The sequence below is a fragment of the Pseudomonas californiensis genome (assembly GCF_021147775.1).
Classification (GTDB): Bacteria; Pseudomonadota; Gammaproteobacteria; order Pseudomonadales; family Pseudomonadaceae; genus Aquipseudomonas; species Aquipseudomonas californiensis.
Map to the genome: position 1 here is coordinate 14,671 of NZ_JAGTPK010000035.1, position 17,326 is coordinate 31,996.

Here is a 17,326-nt window from a genome sequence, read left to right on the forward strand (position 1 = left end):
CGAAGGTGGCGAGAAGATCGTCGTGCAGGGCGTGGGAAAGTGGCGGCAACGTCTGTTGCCGCCTGAACAATCAAGGGATGGCGACTTCGATCACGCCGTCAGCCGCAACGCTGACCTGGCTGGTGCCTGCTTCAACGTCAGGGGTAGGCATAGCGTCTTCACGCGACGACTTCATCATCATGACTGGCGCGCGCAAATAAGGCTGTGGATAGCCCGAGGTGTTGAGGTTCAGGTTGACCAGTTTGTAGCCGGTCCCGCCAAGCGCCTCGGTGACCAGTTGTGCACGGGCCTTGAATGCCGTCACTGCATCCTTGAGCAAGGTGTCTTCGCTGGTCTTGCGGGTCGATGGGGAAATCGAGAAATCCATCCCGCCCATCTTCAGATCGGTGAGCAATTCGCCGGTCAACTTCGACAGCACAGCAAAGTCGGGGCTTTCCAGGCGCAATTCAGCGCGTTCACGCCAACCGGTGATCTTCCCGCCCTTGTCGTCGTAGATCGGGTAGCTGTTGCGGTTGCCCTGACGGATCTTGACCTCTTTGACCTGGCGCGCCTGACCCAGCGCCTTGTTCATGGTCTCGGTGACCTGCGCTGCCAGCTTGGCCGGGTCGCTGTCCTGCGCTTCGGTGTACAGCGTGACGAGCATCAGGTCGCGCTGGACCTCTTGATTGACCTCGGCACGCAGTGAAATCTGGTTGTAGCGGGCTTCTTCAGCCATGGCCGGTAAACTGGACAGGGCAGCGGCAGCCAGCGCGAAAAGCGTGACAGCAGGACGAAGAGTGGACATGAGAACTCCTTGTTATGGAACGGCCTCCAACACGTGTCGGGCGGCACAAAGCTATCAGACTCTGGTCGCTGATTCTGGTTCCTGAGTCGCCTTGCGTCGGCGGCCTTTCTGGATATGCGGCGTGTTGACGCACTTTTCCAGTTTTGCCTCCTGCTTGGTTATACTCGTTTCGATCCGCCTGGAGCGCTCATCAGGAGAGCTCATGCTCGCCCCCGTTCAAATGCTTTCCGCCACACGCCAGAACCTGTGGCGTCTGACATTCATCCGTATACTGGTGCTGGCTGCTCAAGCGGGCTCGGTCGGGATCGCCTGGTTGTTCGACTTCCTGCCGCTGCCGTGGCTGCAGTTGTCGATCACGCTGGGGTGCTCGCTGATTCTGTGTCTGCTGACCGTCATCCGCCTGCGCACCTCGTTGCCGTTGACCGAGCTGGAATACGCCCTGCAACTGGCGCTAGACCTGCTGATTCACAGCGCCCTGCTGTATTACTCGGGCGGTTCGACCAACCCGTTCGTCTCCTACTATCTGGTGCCGCTGACGATTGCCGCCGCCACTCTGCCGTGGCGTTATTCGTTGATGCTGTCCGGCTTTGCCCTGGCGCTGTACACGTTTCTGATGGTGAAGTCCTACCCACTGGAAACTTACCCCATTGCCCGGGAAAACATGCAGGTCTATGGCATGTGGCTAAGCTTTGTACTGGCTGCCGGAGTCATCACGTTCTTTGCGGCGAAGATGGCCGAGGAGCTGCGTCGTCAGGAGCAACTGCGCGCGGTTCGTCGGGAAGAGGGCCTGCGTGATCAGCAGTTGCTCGCCGTCGCGACTCAGGCTGCAGGCGCTGCGCATGAATTGGGCACGCCGCTGGCAACCATGAGCGTATTGCTCAAGGAGATGCGTCAGGATCACAGCGATCCGGAATTGCAGGACGATCTGTCGGTTCTCCAGGAACAGGTCAAACAGTGCAAATTGACGCTGCAGCAACTGGTGCGTGCCGCAGAGGCCAATCGGCGCATGGCGGTGGAGTATCAGACCGCCAGCCGCTGGATGGATGAATCGCTCAATCGCTGGCACCTGATGCGACCCGAGGTGAGTTACCGGTTCACGCAGTTGGGCAAAGGTGAAGTGCCCATGCTGTCACCACCACCGGACCTGACTCAGGCGTTGCTCAACCTGCTTAATAATGCCGCCGATGCGTGTCCTGATGGCCTTGAAGTCAACCTGAACTGGGACAGTGCAGAAATCTGCATCAGTATCCGGGATCACGGTGCTGGCGTGCCGCTGGCCATCGCCGAGCAGATTGGCAAACCGTTTTTCACTACCAAGGGCAAAGGTTTCGGCCTGGGTCTGTTTCTGAGCAAGGCCAGTGTTACCCGTGCGGGTGGCTCGGTGAAGCTCTACAGTCATGAAGAGGGCGGCACGCTCACCGAGCTGCGCCTGCCCCGTGATACACGAGGAGAAGAAGCATGAGTGACGAAGACATCCAGGTCGACGGCGAAGAGCTGCCGCATCTGTTGCTGGTCGATGACGACGCCACGTTTACCCGCGTCATGGCACGCGCCATGAGCCGTCGTGGTTTTCGGGTGAGCACCGCAGGTTCGGCCGAAGAGGGTCTGGCGCTGGCGCAGCAGGATATTCCCGAGTACGCCGCGCTGGACCTCAAGATGGAGGGCGATTCCGGTCTGGTGCTGCTGCCCAAACTGCTGGAAATGGACCCGGAAATACGTGTGGTGATTCTCACCGGCTATTCGAGCATTGCCACTGCGGTAGAGGCGATCAAGCGTGGCGCCTGTAACTACCTGTGCAAACCGGCGGACGCTGACGACGTGCTGGCAGCGCTGTTGTCCGAGCATGCTGATCTCGACACGCTGGTCCCGGAAAACCCGATGTCGGTGGACCGCTTGCAGTGGGAGCACATCCAGCGTGTGCTGACCGAGCACGAAGGCAACATCTCGGCCACCGCGCGTGCGCTGGGCATGCATCGCAGAACCTTGCAGCGGAAATTGCAGAAGCGCCCTGTTCGTCGCTGATGAAGCTTTCTTCATCCTGAGCGTCCAGGCCGTTTTTTGCTTCATTGTGTTCAGGCATCGTACTTTTAGAGACAGCGAGCCTGAATAAAATGAATCGCAATGCTGAGTATTCTGCCGTCAACGACACCGTCAAAGGTGCGTTTTTCTCCCGGGTCTGGAAGCTGATAACGCCCTATTGGCGCAGTGAAGAAAAGACCATGGCCTGGGTGTTGCTGGTGTCGGTCATCGCCTTGTCGCTGTTCAGTGTACAAGTGTCAGTACTCTTCAACAGCTGGTACCGGGACTTTTACAACGCCTTGCAGAACAAGGACCTCGGTGCCTTTACCCATCTGATTCTGTACTTCAGTGGCATTGCTGCCATTGCCATCCTGGCCGCCGTTTATCGGCTCTATCTGACGCAACTGCTCACGATTCGCTGGCGGCGCTGGTTGACCGAGCAGCACTTCGCCCGCTGGCTGGCCCACAAGAATTACTACCACCTGGAGCAGGGCGGCTACACGGACAACCCTGACCAGCGCCTGTCCGAAGATCTCAATGAGTTCACCACCAGCACGCTGAGCCTTGGGTTGGGCCTTATGAGCTCCGTGGTCAGCCTGGTCTCGTTCTCGGTCATTCTGTGGGGAGTTTCCGGAAGCATCGAGCTGTTCGGTATCACGATCCCCGGTTACATGTTCTGGGCCGCCATGCTCTATGCGGTGGTGGGCAGCTTTCTGACCCACTGGATCGGGCGCCGTCTGATTCCGTTGAACAACCAGCAGGAGCGCTATGAAGCCGACATGCGTTTTGCGTTGGTACGTGTGCGCGAGAACGCTGAAAGCATCGCCTTGTCCGAGGGCGAGAAAAATGAAAACCAGCGCCTGAGCGGGCGCTTCTCGATGATCTGGAACAACGTACTGACCTCGATGAAGGTGCAGAAACGACTGACTTTCTTCACGTCGGGCTATTCGCAGATCGCGCTGATCTTTCCTTTTATAGTCGCAGCGCCACGCTATTTTGCTGGCAAGATCGAATTGGGTGATCTGATGCAGATCAACTCGGCGTTCGGCAACGTGCAGGAAAATTTCAGCTGGTTCATCAGCGCCTACGGCACCCTGGCATCGTGGCGGGCGACCTGCGATCGTCTGTTGAGCTTCCGTCAGGCGATGTCCGACCATGAGGCGCGGCCGTCCGTCATTGAAACAGTTCAGTCGGGAGATGCATTGGACCTGCATAATCTGGGGCTCACCCTGGCGGGCGGGCGACGGTTACTGCTGGGCGCCAACCTGCATATCGCCGCCGGTGAGAAAGTCATGCTCAGCGGGCGCTCGGGCAGCGGGAAGAGTTCGCTGCTCAGAGCGCTGGGTGGGCTGTGGCGGCAGGGCGAGGGTCGTATCCGTCTGCCGGTCGGGCAATCACTGTTTCTGCCTCAGCGCCCGTATCTACCGATTGGCACGTTGCGCGAGGCCATGAGTTATCCACAGCCTGCCGATCAATACCCGGCCGCGCGCTTTGCCGATGTGCTGGTCAAATGCCGCCTGGAACATTTGGTGCCGCGCCTGGACGAAAGCAATCACTGGCAACGTCTGCTTTCTCCCGGCGAGCAGCAACGCGTGGCCTTTGCCCGGGCGCTGTTACTGGCACCTCGCTGGCTCTATATGGATGAAGCAACGTCTGCGATGGACGAGGAAGACGAGACTGCGATGCATGAGGCGATCTTCACGGAGCTGCCTGATCTGACCTTGCTGAGCGTCGGTCATCGCAGCAGCCTCAAGCGTTTTCATGACCGTCACGTGCACGTTGTCGACTCGCAACTGATCGAAAGGCGCATGCCCGAGCCGGTTTGAACAAGGCTTTACAGGGGTAGGGTGCTTTTTCAGGATGTGATCATACAACCGCTGAGCTATGATTAGCGCTTGTTTAACTGTCCAGAGATTGACGTTGGATATGGAAAATCAAAGCGCTCCGCCCCGCGCCCGTAGAAAACACCGTAGCCTCGCGCAGGAGCTGGTGACTGAACTGTCCGAGCGAATTCGCAGCGGCCAGCTCAAGCGTGGCGATAAATTGCCCACCGAATCCGCGATCATGGAAGAGCAGGGCGTCAGCCGGACCGTCGTTCGCGAAGCCATTTCGCGCCTGCAGGCTTCCGGTCTGGTTGAAACTCGGCACGGTATCGGCACCTTCGTGCTGGACACGCCAAGCCCGAGCGGCTTCCGGATCGACCCTGCGACTATTGTCACCCTGCGTGACGTACTGGCGATTCTTGAGTTGCGGATCAGCCTGGAAGTCGAATCGGCTGGCCTTGCGGCCCAGCGTCGCTCGCCGGAGGAGCTGGCAGCCATGCGTGCGGCACTCGATGCCTTGAGTGAAAGCGCGGCACACGCCAGCGACGCAGTGGCTTCAGACTTCCAGTTTCATTTGCAGATTGCCCTGTCGACCGGTAACCGCTACTTCACCGACATCATGACGCACCTGGGCACCAGCATCATTCCGCGCACGCGCCTGAACTCGGCACGTCTGGCGCATGATGATCAGCAGCATTACATGGACCGGCTGAGCCGCGAGCACGAAGAAATCTACGAGGCCATCGCCCGTCAGGATTCGGATGCCGCCCGTGCTGCCATGCGGCTGCATTTGACCAACAGTCGTGAACGCCTGCGCCATGCGCATGAAGAGGCAGAGTCGCAGCGGGCCTGAAGCCTTTGATGCCGATCTGCTTCAGCGCCGTACGCACTCGACATTGAGTACATTAGCGTCTTCCTCCGCAGATGAAGACGCCAGACTGCTTGATTCAAGGTTCACAAGCGTAGCGCTCAGGCGGTTATCGTATAACCGTATCGACCGTTGATCTTCTTCAAAGCCCCCGGCCGTGCAGGCCATTACTGTCTTTTATCGTCTTCCCTGTGAAAAACCCGAAAATCTCTGTTGAGTGATTTTATTTTCAATTGTACGATGACTTACGACATCGGCACTGCCCCGGTGATCCATTCACAATTTATGTCCCACAGGGTGTTCGAATAATGAATCCACAAGAACTGAAGTCCATCCTCTCTTCCGGTCTGCTGTCTTTCCCGGTTACCGATTTCAATGCCCAGGGCGACTTCCATCGTGCTGGTTACATCAAGCGTCTTGAGTGGCTGGCCCCTTACGGCGCAAGCGCTCTGTTCGCAGCAGGCGGCACAGGTGAGTTCTTCTCCCTGGCAGCCAGCGAATATTCCGAAATTATCAAGACGGCCGTTGATACCTGCGAGACCAGCGTCCCTATCCTGGCTGGCGTAGGCGGTCCTACCCGTCAGGCCATCGAATACGCTCAAGAAGCCGAGCGTCTGGGTGCCAAAGGCCTGTTGCTGCTGCCGCATTACCTGACTGAAGCCAGCCAGGACGGTGTTGCTGCCCACGTTGAAGCCGTCTGCAAGTCGGTCAAGATCGGTGTGGTTGTCTACAACCGTAACGTCTGCCGCCTGACGCCAACTCTGCTGGAGCAACTGGCCGAGCGTTGCCCGAACCTGATCGGTTACAAGGACGGCCTGGGCGATATCGAACTGATGGTTTCGATCCGCCGTCGTCTGGGTGATCGCTTCTCGTACCTGGGTGGTCTGCCGACTGCTGAAGTCTACGCTGCTGCCTACAAGGCGCTGGGCGTACCGGTCTACTCGTCAGCGGTGTTCAACTTCGTACCGAAAATGGCGATGGATTTCTACCACGCCATTGCCCGTGACGATCACGAGGCTGTCGGCAAATACATCGATGACTTCTTCCTGCCTTACCTGGAAATTCGTAACCGTAAAGCCGGTTATGCGGTCAGCATCGTCAAGGCTGGCGCGAAAATCGCCGGTTACGACGCCGGTCCGGTTCGCGCTCCATTGACTGACCTGACCCCGGAAGAATGCGACATGCTCGCTGCGCTCATGGACAAGCAAGGCAAGCAGTAACACCCCCCTACCCAGAACCGCTGAGCGATCAGCGGTTTTGTCGTTGGAACGTACGACCCGTACAGGTAGAGATGTCGTCGCTGCGACACTTCTAAGGGGCCTGTAACGCTGCACCCAAAAACAGTTTTACCCGCGTAAAAAAATAACTAGTGGGAGTTTTATTGATGCAAAAGTCCAAGCCGACGCACGTCCGCTATTTGATCCTGCTGATGCTGTTTTTGGTCACCACTATCAACTATGCCGACCGCGCTACCATCGCAATTGCTGGTTCCAGCATCCAGAAAGACCTCGGCATCAGTGCCGTAACCCTGGGTTATATTTTCTCCGCATTTGGCTGGGCTTACGTGGCCGGGCAAATTCCTGGTGGCTGGCTGCTTGACCGTTTCGGGTCGAAGAAAGTCTATGCCGCAAGTATTTTCACGTGGTCACTGTTCACTTTGCTGCAAGGCTATGTGGGCGAGTTCGGTATCTCCACCGCCATTGTTGCGCTGTTCATGCTGCGCTTTCTGGTGGGTCTGGCCGAAGCACCTTCGTTTCCTGGCAACGCGCGCATTGTGGCTGCCTGGTTCCCTACCGCTGAACGCGGTACGGCCTCGGCTATCTTCAACTCCGCGCAATACTTTGCCACCGTGCTGTTCGCACCGCTGATGGGCTGGATCGTTTACACCTACGGCTGGCAGCATGTGTTTGTGGTGATGGGCGCCATCGGTATCGTGTTCTCCGCGATCTGGATGAAAGTCATCTACAGCCCGCGCAATCACCCGATGATCAATGAGGCAGAGTACGACCACATCGCCAGCAATGGTGGCCTGGTCGACCTGGATCAGGACAAGGTCAAAGGCAAGGACAAGGAAAAACCTGCCAGCAGCGGACCGAAGTGGGACTACATTCGTCAGTTGCTGACCAACCGCATGATGCTCGGTATCTACCTGAGCCAATACTGCATCAACGGCATCACCTACTTCTTCCTGACCTGGTTCCCGGTGTATCTGGTCCAGGAACGCGGCATGACCATTCTCAAGGCCGGTATCATCGCGTCCTTGCCAGCCATTTGCGGTTTTATCGGCGGTGTATTGGGCGGGGTGATCTCCGACTACCTGCTGCGCAAGGGCCACTCGCTGACCTTCGCTCGCAAGGCACCGATCATTGGCGGCCTGCTGCTGTCGACGTCCATCGTGACCTGCAACTACGTTGACATCGAATGGGTGGTCGTAGGCTTCATGGCCCTGGCGTTCTTCGGTAAAGGCGTGGGCGCGCTGGGCTGGGCAGTCATGTCCGACGTGTCGCCCAAGCAGATCGCCGGCCTGAGCGGTGGCTTGTTCAACACCTTCGGTAACATTGCATCGATCACCACTCCGATCGTGATTGGTTACATCATCAGCAGCACCGGCTCGTTCAAGTGGGCACTGGTGTTCGTGGGCGCCAACGCGCTGCTGGCGGTAATCAGTTACATTTTCATCGTGGGTGAAATCAAGCGTGTGGAATTGATAGAGCCGCCTGCCAAGGGGCCATTGCTGGACGACCAAGCCAGCGACCTTTCCGAAGCAAAATCCTGAGGAAACCGTGATGAACCTGATTCAACATGCCGACTCTCCGCGTTACATCCGGCTGCATCCGCTGGACAACGTGGTGGTCGTAGTCAACGACCAGGGTGTGCCAGCCGGAACCGAATTCGATAACGGTCTGGTCACTGTCGATAACGTACCGCAGAGCCACAAGGTCAGCACCGTTGACCTGGCTGCCGGTGAGGCCGTGATTCGTTACGGCCACACGATCGGTTATGCGTTGCAGCCGATACCACGTGGCAGTTGGGTCAGGGAAGACCAGTTGCGCATGCCGTCAGCGCCTGCGCTGGACAGCCTGCCGATGTCTGATGCCGTGCCGGAGAAGCAGGCGCCGCTGGAGGGTTACACCTTCGAAGGCTATCGCAATGCCGACGGCACGGTAGGCACTCGCAACATTCTGGGGATCACTACCACCGTGCAGTGCGTGACCGGCGTGCTCGACTTTGCCGTCAAGCGCATCCGCGACGAACTGCTGCCCAAATACCCGAATGTTGATGACGTGGTGGCCCTCACCCACAGCTACGGCTGCGGTGTGGCCATTACCGCCACCGACGCTTACATCCCGATCCGCACGGTGCGTAACCTGGCGCGCAACCCGAATCTGGGTGGCGAGGCGCTGGTGATCAGTCTGGGCTGCGAGAAGTTGCAGGCCGATCAGGTCATGCACGAAGGCGACAGCTCGGTCGACCTGAGCGAGCCTTGGTTGTACCGGCTTCAGGATTCAAGCCACGGCTTCAATGAAATGGTCGAGCAGATCATGGAACTGGCCGAGGTGCGCCTGAAGAAGCTCGACCTGCGTCGTCGTGAAACGGTTCCGGCATCCGAGCTGATCCTCGGCATGCAGTGTGGCGGCAGTGACGCGTTCTCCGGCATCACCGCCAACCCCGCGCTGGGCTTTGCCTCCGACCTGCTGTTGCGCGCAGGCGCTACGGTGATGTTCTCGGAAGTGACTGAAGTGCGCGATGCCATCTACTTGCTGACCTCGCGTGCGCAGGACCAGGACGTGGCGAAGGCGCTGGTGCGTGAAATGGACTGGTACGACCGTTACCTGGCCAAGGGCGAGGCAGATCGCAGCGCCAACACCACGCCGGGCAACAAGAAGGGCGGGTTGTCGAACATTGTCGAGAAGTCCCTCGGGTCCATCGTCAAGTCTGGCAACAGCGCCATCAATGGCGTACTCGGCCCAGGTGAGCGTGTCAGCAGAAAAGGCCTGATCTTCTGCGCCACACCTGCCAGCGATTTTGTCTGTGGGACGTTGCAACTGGCCGCCGGCATGAACCTGCACGTGTTCACGACCGGTCGCGGTACACCGTACGGCCTGGCCATGTCACCGGTGGTGAAGGTGTCGACGCGGACCGAACTCGCTCAGCGCTGGCCTGACCTGATAGACATCGACGCGGGGCGCATTGCGACCGGACGCGCCACCATCGAAGACCTGGGTTGGGAGCTGTTCCACTTCTATCTGGACGTGGCCAGCGGCAAGAAAAAGACCTGGACCGAGCACTACCGTCTTCACAACGACATCACCCTGTTCAACCCGGCGCCTATCACCTGATATCGCCATGTCATCTGTGTCGTAGCGGTCAGGTGGTACTCGACCTGTCCGCGACGACACTGCCTTTCTCGCTTTGCCCTACTGTCGAGACCTTTGCGTAATCACGGCGCGCCCGCGTCCTGCTCACGATGCCGTTCATTGCCCTCGGCGGCCAAAACGTTTGATTTCCCTGATTCTCTGAACTTTAAGCGGCTCTGACGCCTCTTTAGAGTATGGGCAGCCGGTCTGGTTGCCTTCGTTGAATGTGCAGGAGATTTCAAATGCCTTGGATATCGGAAAACCACTTATGGCTGTTTACGGCCCTTACTGCTCTGGTCGTGATTTCGGATATATGGGCGATCATGCGGGTGCGCAAAAGCGTGACTGACTCCAACAACAAGTTGATGTGGTTCATTGTGATTGTCGCTGTCCCTGTTCTGGGCGTTCTTGCGCTGATAGTGGCGGGACCGCGCCATGTCGACACGCCTGCCAAGCCGGACCAGCAAAGCACCAAATACTGACGCCCGCTTCACAGGCTCTTGCAAGCGCCTCGATCAGGCGCTCATCTCAAGAGTACTTCGCCGAATGGTGAGGGTAGTCGACCAGTCGCGCGCCAATGACCATTTCGCTGATCCAGTTTGTCAGCATCGAGCTATAGACGCTTTGGCTGATATCACTGCTCAGCGCATGGTCGGCGCCGTCAACCAGGCGATAGGTCAATGAGTGGGCCTGCTCGAACGCGCTGCGATAGCTCATCACCGTGGCATGTGGCACATAGTCGTCCTGCTCTGACTCGATCAGCAGCACATCCCCCTTGAATTCCTTGCACGCGCCCAGCGCCCGGTTATCCGCCGCGGTCACGGCCGAACGTCGGTAGTGTGCAAGCTTGTCGCGGTCCAGTTCCTGTTTGGGCATCTCCCAATCGGCGTCCCAGTAAAGGGCTGGCACCCGCAACGCCATCCATTTGATCGGGCGCATCGAACTCAGAATCGTCGCCAGATACCCTCCGTAGCTGGTGCCGATGACGGCTATCGCTTCCGGGTCTACAGACGGGTGGCTGACCAGACGGTCATAGGCGGCCAACAGATCGGCCAGGCTCTGTTCCCTCGACACCTTGCCACGCAGCCCTTCAGTGCGCTCATGACCGCGCATATCGAACGTCAGGCACACGCAGCCCAGGCCAGTGATGTTCTTGGCACGGGCCAGATCGCGGCGCTGGCTGCCGCCCCAGCCATGCACGAAGAGAATGCCGGGAAATTTCTCACACGGCGTGACGATGGTTCCGGAGATGGATTCGTCGTTGACCTGTATCTCGATGGTTTCACTGCTGACGCTCATGAGGTCCGACCTGTATGAATTTGGTGATAAAGCCCACTTGAGGGTCATCGCCCTCGTACAACACCTGAGCGCCGGCAGGGAGCGACGTCTTGCCATAGACTTCATGGGTCGTGACTTCGACCTGTTGCAGTTCAGGGTTAGCAGCAAAGCGCAGCAACGCTTCGATTTCCGCCGGGCTGGCCCCGCCAATACGCCACGATTGTTCAAGTACGCCGGAGCAGCGCTGGCCGCGTGAGTTGGTGCCCTGTGCAATGTCGTAGTTGCGCCTGGACGCGATGAAGCCGGGAAAGCAGGCAAACGCGGCCTTTTCGTAGGCAAGCGCCTGCTGCACGGCTTGTCGCACCGCATCGTCCAGATCCAGCTGCAGCAATGCCTCGTACTCGCCGCGGACCAGGTGCAGGTGTGAGCCGCCGTAAACGGTCTCGCCCTGGTTATCCGTGGTCAGGCTCTGAGTGCCGTAATAGCTGGCGAGCGTGCCTGCTACCCGTACTTGCCCGACACTGTAGGTGACCACGTCCTGCAGGTTCTCTTCCAGCACCAGACCATATTCGTTGACCTCATCAATGTCCTGCAGCGATACGGCCTCTTGCAGGGCTTCGAGCGAGCTGACCACCACCTGACCGCGACCCGCTGTCGCCAGTACCGGTTTTACCCGCACGGGGCCGTCGGCGAGCATCCGCTCCCCGGCCTGCAAGGCATCTGCCTTGTTGAAGGCAGTAAACCCTGCCAATACGGCGTCGGCTGCCTGACGATGAAAGTCCTCCGACCAGCCGGGCGTTCTGGACGTGGCATCGTCGGGGAGGGCATGAGACAACGCTTTGGTGGCCATGAAGGGCTCGGCAATCAGCCCGCCGAACAGATCATCTTCGGATTGGATATCAAGCTGGCGCGGATGGTCTTTGCCAACCAGTGTGTCGGATGGCACGTAGTAAATGCCCGGGCCTTGATGAATGGCACTGTCGTGCAGCCCGGCGAACTCGGCGCCAAGCAGCGTGGCCAGCTTTTCTGCCAATGCTTGATGGGTCACCACCTCGTGAGTGGCGAGGGTCTTGTGAGTGGGCAGCAGAACAACATAAGTCTTGCGTGTTCTTGTCCCGGTCATGGGCAAGCTCCTTTATGTGGCTTTTTTCAACGCAGTGATCAACTCCTCTTTGCTCATGGTCGAGCGTCCGGCGATCTTCAGCCCACGCGCACGCTGCATCAGGTCCACCTTGGTCTGCGATTCCAGCGACTGATCGTTGCGGGGCTTGCCTTGTCTCGTCGCCAAAGCCTTGTCGGCCGAGTCTTTGCGCGCGGCTGATTTGTCGGAAGCCGGGGTTTTGGTTCCGGAACCTCCCTTGCGTTCACCGCCACCGGATTGCTTGTTCACGGTTGCCCAGGCGCGTGCTTCTGCCTGGCCTTTGGAAACGCCTTTTTCTTCATAGCCTTGCTCGATGTGCTCGGCCTTGCGCTTTTGCTTGTCGGTGTATTTGTCTTTGTTGGGGGTAGGCATGAGGGATCTCCCGTCGATGATGAAGCCGACCTGGCGGCGCTGCAGCCGCGCAGTGCATGCGGCTCAAGCCAATCGCAGCAACGCCGATAGCGTGATGAACCGGTCATGAGATGTGGAAACACATCCGCGCGGCGGAGTTCATCAAGAAGGATGAGTGGCGCAGTGGCAAAAACTCGAAACTCTGCAATTCTTCTGCAATGGATGAATGTTTATATGCTCGTCACACCGACCCTAAAGGAGAACGCTCATGTCGATCATTACCAAGTGGGCCATGCAGGCCGTTGTACTGTTTTTGCTGGCCTGGGCGGCAATCGTGACGGCTAACTGGAGCCATGACATTGTCAGTGGCACAGGCAATGACCGTCTCGCCGAGTTGAATACGGGCGCGCTGAACAGCTCGACCGTTCTGGAAACCAGAGATGTAACGACAAAAGCACCGCAGCAGTAACCGCGCAGCTGCGCAAACATCGCCTGATGCCGGACGATGAAGTTACTTTTTTACAGGCAAAAAAATGGCCCACAACGGGGTGGGCCAAATGGGATTCATCAAAGGAGTGGTTGTAATTTACCCAGCCTGACGTGAAGAAGATGTGAAATGGATGTCACGGAAATGAGAATTGATTTCGGATTGTTGTAAAGAATTTCGGGGCCGTCCACCACTCACAAAAACGCCGTTGTCAGAGCAACGGCGTTGGTTGTGTCAGCGTGGCGACAGACGAATGGCTCAGTTGGCCATCGCGCTGGCGGTTCTTTCCGGGGCGGCGTGAAGTGTCGACAGCGGAAGCGAGTGGGGTGCATCGATTCGGGATTTCATGCGATCGGCGAATTCTTTGGCTTCCTGCCAGTTCCGGCATGTGACCGGATAATCGTCCAGCTTCACGACCCAATGGGCCCCATAAACACCTTCTTCTATTCGGATAAGCATCGTTGGCATCTCCTGTGAGCAAGGATGAATCTGTGCCGGTCATCGGCGCAAAAGCAGACCGACAAAATCCTGCGCCGAAAACCCGCGTTGATCCACAAAAAATTGCGATTCCTGATGAACGCAAGCTTCACCGTGGGCGAGACTGACGCAACGATGTGACAGATTGATGCTTGAAGGTGGTCAGAACGCCAGTTTGAAGCCGATCGCACCCAGCATGATCGCCAGAAACGGTCGCAGCAGATCGTCCGAAACGCGTCCGGCCATGTGGCTGCCCAGATAAATGCCGGGCAGCGAACCCATGAGCAGCCAGCCCAACAGCTCCCAGTTCATGTTACCCATGCTGGCGTGGCCGAGGCCCGCCACCAGAGTCAGCGGCACAGCATGGGCAATTTCGGTGCCTACCAGACGGCGAGTGGGTAGCAGCGGATAAAGGATGAACAACGCCACAGTGCCCAGCGCGCCTGCGCCGATGGAGGTCAATGCCACCATGGTGCCGAGGATCAGACCTGTAATAACGGTCAGTACCGTCAGGCTGGTGCCGCTGAAAAAAGAATGTCCATCCCCGCGACCATGCGCGAAGGCCAGCAGCTTCTTCTTGAACAACACGGCCAGTGCCGTCAACAGCAGCACGTAACCCAGAGCCTGTTTGATGATGGCGTTCAGCGCTTCGGGTGCTGCGTGCAAAGTGCTCAAAAACCACAGCGTCAGCAATACCGCAGGCACACTGCCCAGGGTCAGCAGGCCAGTGATTTTCCAGTCGATGTTGTCGTTTTTTCTGTGAACCAGCACACCACCGGATTTGGTGATCGCTGCATAAAGGAGGTCAGTGCCGACAGCAGTCGCCGGATTGATGCCGAACCACAACAGGATCGGCGTCATCAGCGAGCCGCCACCGACCCCAGTCATGCCTACGATAAACCCGACCACCAGACCTGCTACGACAAAACCCAGACCGCCCGCTTCCATATCCAACCCTGTCAAACTCATGCATCAGGCAAAAAAGTGGCGGGCAGCATAGCGATTTATGACGCGGCTCGTTATGAAGTTATGATCTAACGTTATAACCGTTGTTCTCGGGCAGACGACGCCATCGCTGCTTCAGCAGCACTTTGCAGGCGACGTTTCGGGCCAAGCCAATCGACCAGCGTATCGGCTTCCATCGGCTTGGCGATCAGGTAGCCCTGGCCTTCGTCGCAGCCCCATTGCTTGACCAGACGGCGGATGTCATCGGTTTCGATGCCCTCGGCGACAACGCAGTAACCGAGCTTTTTGGCCAGGCCAATCAATGCTTTCACCAAACGCTGGTCGGTTTCATCGAAGGCCAGATTGCGGATCAGCGACTGATCGAGCTTGACCGTGGTAGCGGGCAGTTGGCGCAGGTAATTCCAGTTGCTGTAACCCGTGCCGAAATCGTCTATCGCGACATCCATGCCCATCTCGCGCATACGCTCAAGCTGGCGGCGCACTTCGGCTGGGTTCTGCATCAACGCGCTTTCGGTAAATTCCAGCTCGAAACGGGTCGGGTCGATATCGTGCTGGTTCAGCAGGCTGATCATGCGGTCGGTAAAGGCTGGACCGGTCAGGTCTTCCGGGGTCACGTTGATGGCAATACGAAAATCGAAGCCTTGTTGTTGCCAGCTCGCGGCTTGCTCTATCGCGGTTTTCAACACCCACAGGCTGAGCGGCCGCATCAGGGCTGTTTTCTCTGCCAAGGGAACGAACTCGGCAGGGCCGATAGCTCCCAAAACAGGATGATTCCAGCGCAGCAGGGCTTCGACAGAGGTGCACACGCCCGAGGCCAGATCAATGCGTGGCTGATAGACAAGGCGCAACTGATCCTGGGCATGCACGGCATTGGTCAGCGAGCTGAGCAGTTTGAAAGCGCGCTGTTGAGCTGCGTCGGATTCGGCCTCGTAAAGTGCCCAGCCTACATTGCGTTCACGCGCTGTATCCGCCGCGCTGATGACCCGGCGCATCCAGTCCTGCTCACCGCTGGCGTCGCTGCTCAGAGCTGCAACGCCAATGCCCACCTGCATCTGCACCGGGATGCCGCGACATTCCACGGGGGTTTCAAAGTTCTTGATAATGGCTCGACACACGGCTTCATAAGTAATGTCGGCCGTCAGCAGAAAGCCGAAACGGTTAGGGCTGACCTTGTACAGCGTGCAGTCTGACGGCAGCAGGGCTTGCAGCCGTTTTTTAATGGCGGTGACCATGTCTTGCGAAAAACTGTAGCCGAGTGCTTTGACGATGCTGTTGAGAAACTCGGGCGTGATCATGTCGACTGCTATCAGGCGATAGTCCTGGCCCGAGGCGACGGCCTGATTAATGTCTTCCTCAAGGCGCGAGCGGTTGTACAAACCGCTCGGCTGATCGACGAAGCAGCTGAGCCGCAGGTCAACGATCCGCTTCATGACCAGCGAGGCAAAACGTTTAAGCATCGAGGACTGATGCGCGCTCATCGGGCCCCGCGGCTGAGTGTCGATCACACAGAGGCTGCCCAGCGCGATGCCATCTTCAGTAACTAGCGGAGCGCCCGCGTAATAACGAATCCCCGGATGGCCGGTGACCAGGCCATTGTCCTTGAAGCGCTCATCGAGCGTGGCGTCCGTTACCTCGAACGCCTCTTCTGACAGGATGGTATAGGCGCAAAACGAGACGTCGCGCGGGGTCTCCTGCGCTTCCAGACCGACCCGGGCACGGAACCACTGACGGTGTTCGTCGACGATGGAAATCAATGCGATAGGCGTGTTGAAAAACTCGGCAGCCATGGCCACGATTTCTTCGAAGACGTCATCGGGGGTGTTATCGAGTACGCACAGCTCCGTGATGCGCAACAGGCGTTGCGTTTCATTCAGAGGGATAGGGGCGCCAGTACTCATGGGGATCTCAACAGAAACGGGTGATGACTATATGACATCACGAAACGCACTTTAGCAGCCGAAAATTTTTGACCATAGCCCCCTGACGCTTGAGTAATCCCCCTTTTTGCCTTTCCTGACGTCGATGGGGTTGGTGAATTCCCTTTGTTTACATGGCCTCTGAGCGATTTTACGTTTGTTGCGACGCATGTTGCCGTTCGTCGTCCGCTTCATGAAATATGCGACTAGAGCGCAAGAGACCCTCGTTTGAATTATTTCTTAGTTGGTAAGGCACTCGTAAGCAATCCAGTAGCCATTCCAGCGTAAAACGGGATTAGGGCGTTTTGCGGCTCTGTATCCCGATGAAAGAGTGCATCTGTGACTTTTTGCGCGGTCAGCGGATTGCTAAGGTTCTTTTCCCTGACACTGACCTGATCGAGCTTTCCATGGACATGAGCGCAATCCCGTTTGGCATAACCGACTGGACCACCATAGAACCGACAGAGCATACGGGGGATAGCGGCACCGCAATCTGGCGGACCTGCCAGTTCGGCTCGGTTCGGGTCCGAATGGTCGATTACAGCGCTGGCTATCTGGCGGATCACTGGTGTTCGAAAGGGCACATCCTGCTGTGCCTGGAGGGAGAATTGATCACCGAACTCGACGACGGTCGCCGATTCGTCCTGACCCCGGGCATGAGCTATCAAGTGGCGGACAACGCCGAAGCGCACAGGTCGTCAACCGCATTGGGAGCACGATTGTTCATTGTTGACTGATTTGAATGGGCAGAGTAACCAGCTTAACGGCGCGGACTGTTTCATTTTCATCCGCTGTCCGGGCAGGTAAAGTGTCGCTCCCCTGGAATTGGATCCCGGGTTGTTACCATGGAGTTACTCA

The 17,326-nt window shown here is 57.9% G+C and carries 17 protein-coding genes; 10 read left to right on the plus strand and 7 right to left on the minus strand.

All coding sequences use genetic code 11. The features are described from left to right. Window positions 1-70: 70 nt before the first annotated feature. Window positions 71-784, minus strand: a complete 714-nt coding sequence (locus KDX37_RS23825) for an SIMPL domain-containing protein (RefSeq protein ID WP_231655477.1) — start codon at window positions 782-784, stop codon at window positions 71-73. A gap of 202 nt (window positions 785-986) precedes the next feature. Between KDX37_RS23825 and KDX37_RS23830 the strand changes: the two genes are divergently transcribed. The 8 genes from KDX37_RS23830 (at window position 987) to KDX37_RS23865 (ending at window position 10,334) form a co-directional block, all read left to right on the plus strand. Further along, entirely contained in the window at window positions 987-2,246 is a 1,260-nt protein-coding gene (locus KDX37_RS23830; RefSeq protein ID WP_231655478.1) for an ATP-binding protein, read from the plus strand. Next, window positions 2,243-2,806 carry a response regulator transcription factor gene (locus tag KDX37_RS23835; protein WP_231655479.1) on the plus strand — a complete coding sequence of 188 codons (564 nt, stop codon included), beginning with the start codon at window positions 2,243-2,245 and terminating at the stop codon, window positions 2,804-2,806. The genes KDX37_RS23830 and KDX37_RS23835 overlap by 4 nt, the downstream gene beginning before the upstream one ends. A gap of 89 nt (window positions 2,807-2,895) precedes the next feature. After that, window positions 2,896-4,629: an ABC transporter ATP-binding protein/permease gene (locus KDX37_RS23840; RefSeq protein WP_231655480.1), complete on the plus strand. Its 1,734-nt coding sequence runs from the start codon at window positions 2,896-2,898 to the stop codon at window positions 4,627-4,629. 100 nt (window positions 4,630-4,729) lie between these two features. Then, window positions 4,730-5,479: a FadR/GntR family transcriptional regulator gene (locus KDX37_RS23845; protein WP_231655481.1), complete on the plus strand. Its 750-nt coding sequence runs from the start codon at window positions 4,730-4,732 to the stop codon at window positions 5,477-5,479. Window positions 5,480-5,802: 323 nt separating this feature from the next. Then, entirely contained in the window at window positions 5,803-6,714 is a 912-nt protein-coding gene (kdgD, locus tag KDX37_RS23850) for a 5-dehydro-4-deoxyglucarate dehydratase (RefSeq protein ID WP_231655482.1), read from the plus strand. Window positions 6,715-6,878: 164 nt separating this feature from the next. Beyond that, complete coding sequence (locus tag KDX37_RS23855; protein ID WP_231655483.1) at window positions 6,879-8,270, plus strand: MFS transporter; 1,392 nt, start codon at window positions 6,879-6,881, stop codon at window positions 8,268-8,270. A gap of 10 nt (window positions 8,271-8,280) precedes the next feature. Continuing rightward, window positions 8,281-9,834, plus strand: coding sequence for a galactarate dehydratase (gene garD, locus KDX37_RS23860; protein ID WP_231655484.1), 1,554 nt, complete (start codon window positions 8,281-8,283; stop codon window positions 9,832-9,834). A 260-nt stretch (window positions 9,835-10,094) separates the two neighbouring features. Continuing rightward, window positions 10,095-10,334, plus strand: a complete 240-nt coding sequence (locus KDX37_RS23865; protein WP_231655485.1) for a PLD nuclease N-terminal domain-containing protein — start codon at window positions 10,095-10,097, stop codon at window positions 10,332-10,334. A 46-nt stretch (window positions 10,335-10,380) separates the two neighbouring features. Here the strand turns inward: KDX37_RS23865 and KDX37_RS23870 are convergent, their stop codons facing one another. From KDX37_RS23870 to KDX37_RS23880, 3 genes are read right to left on the minus strand one after another with little or no spacing between them, the layout of a single operon-like run. Continuing rightward, a complete protein-coding gene (locus tag KDX37_RS23870; protein ID WP_231655486.1) occupies window positions 10,381-11,151 on the minus strand; it encodes an alpha/beta hydrolase family protein in 771 nt (256 codons plus the stop codon). Further along, window positions 11,135-12,253, minus strand: a complete 1,119-nt coding sequence (locus KDX37_RS23875; protein ID WP_231655487.1) for a DUF3182 family protein — start codon at window positions 12,251-12,253, stop codon at window positions 11,135-11,137. The genes KDX37_RS23870 and KDX37_RS23875 overlap by 17 nt, the downstream gene beginning before the upstream one ends. Before the next feature lie 12 nt (window positions 12,254-12,265). After that, window positions 12,266-12,643 (minus strand): Rho termination factor N-terminal domain-containing protein, encoded by a 378-nt coding sequence (locus KDX37_RS23880; RefSeq protein ID WP_231655488.1) that lies wholly within the window; start codon window positions 12,641-12,643, stop codon window positions 12,266-12,268. Window positions 12,644-12,890: 247 nt separating this feature from the next. Here KDX37_RS23880 and KDX37_RS23885 point away from each other — a divergent pair, with 247 nt between their 5' ends. Then, window positions 12,891-13,091: a hypothetical protein gene (locus KDX37_RS23885; protein ID WP_231655489.1), complete on the plus strand. Its 201-nt coding sequence runs from the start codon at window positions 12,891-12,893 to the stop codon at window positions 13,089-13,091. A 276-nt stretch (window positions 13,092-13,367) separates the two neighbouring features. On the opposite strand, the gene KDX37_RS23890 is transcribed toward KDX37_RS23885, so the two are convergent. From KDX37_RS23890 to KDX37_RS23900, 3 genes are all read right to left on the minus strand, one after another. Beyond that, a complete protein-coding gene (locus KDX37_RS23890) occupies window positions 13,368-13,568 on the minus strand; it encodes a hypothetical protein (protein ID WP_231655490.1) in 201 nt (66 codons plus the stop codon). A gap of 180 nt (window positions 13,569-13,748) precedes the next feature. Further along, complete coding sequence (locus tag KDX37_RS23895; RefSeq protein ID WP_231655513.1) at window positions 13,749-14,534, minus strand: sulfite exporter TauE/SafE family protein; 786 nt, start codon at window positions 14,532-14,534, stop codon at window positions 13,749-13,751. A 92-nt stretch (window positions 14,535-14,626) separates the two neighbouring features. Then, complete coding sequence (locus KDX37_RS23900) at window positions 14,627-16,450, minus strand: sensor domain-containing phosphodiesterase (protein ID WP_231655491.1); 1,824 nt, start codon at window positions 16,448-16,450, stop codon at window positions 14,627-14,629. 425 nt (window positions 16,451-16,875) lie between these two features. Here KDX37_RS23900 and KDX37_RS23905 point away from each other — a divergent pair, with 425 nt between their 5' ends. Continuing rightward, on the plus strand, window positions 16,876-17,205 hold the full coding sequence (locus tag KDX37_RS23905) for a DHCW motif cupin fold protein (protein WP_231655492.1): 330 nt from the start codon (window positions 16,876-16,878) through the stop codon (window positions 17,203-17,205). Window positions 17,206-17,326 lie beyond the last annotated feature (121 nt).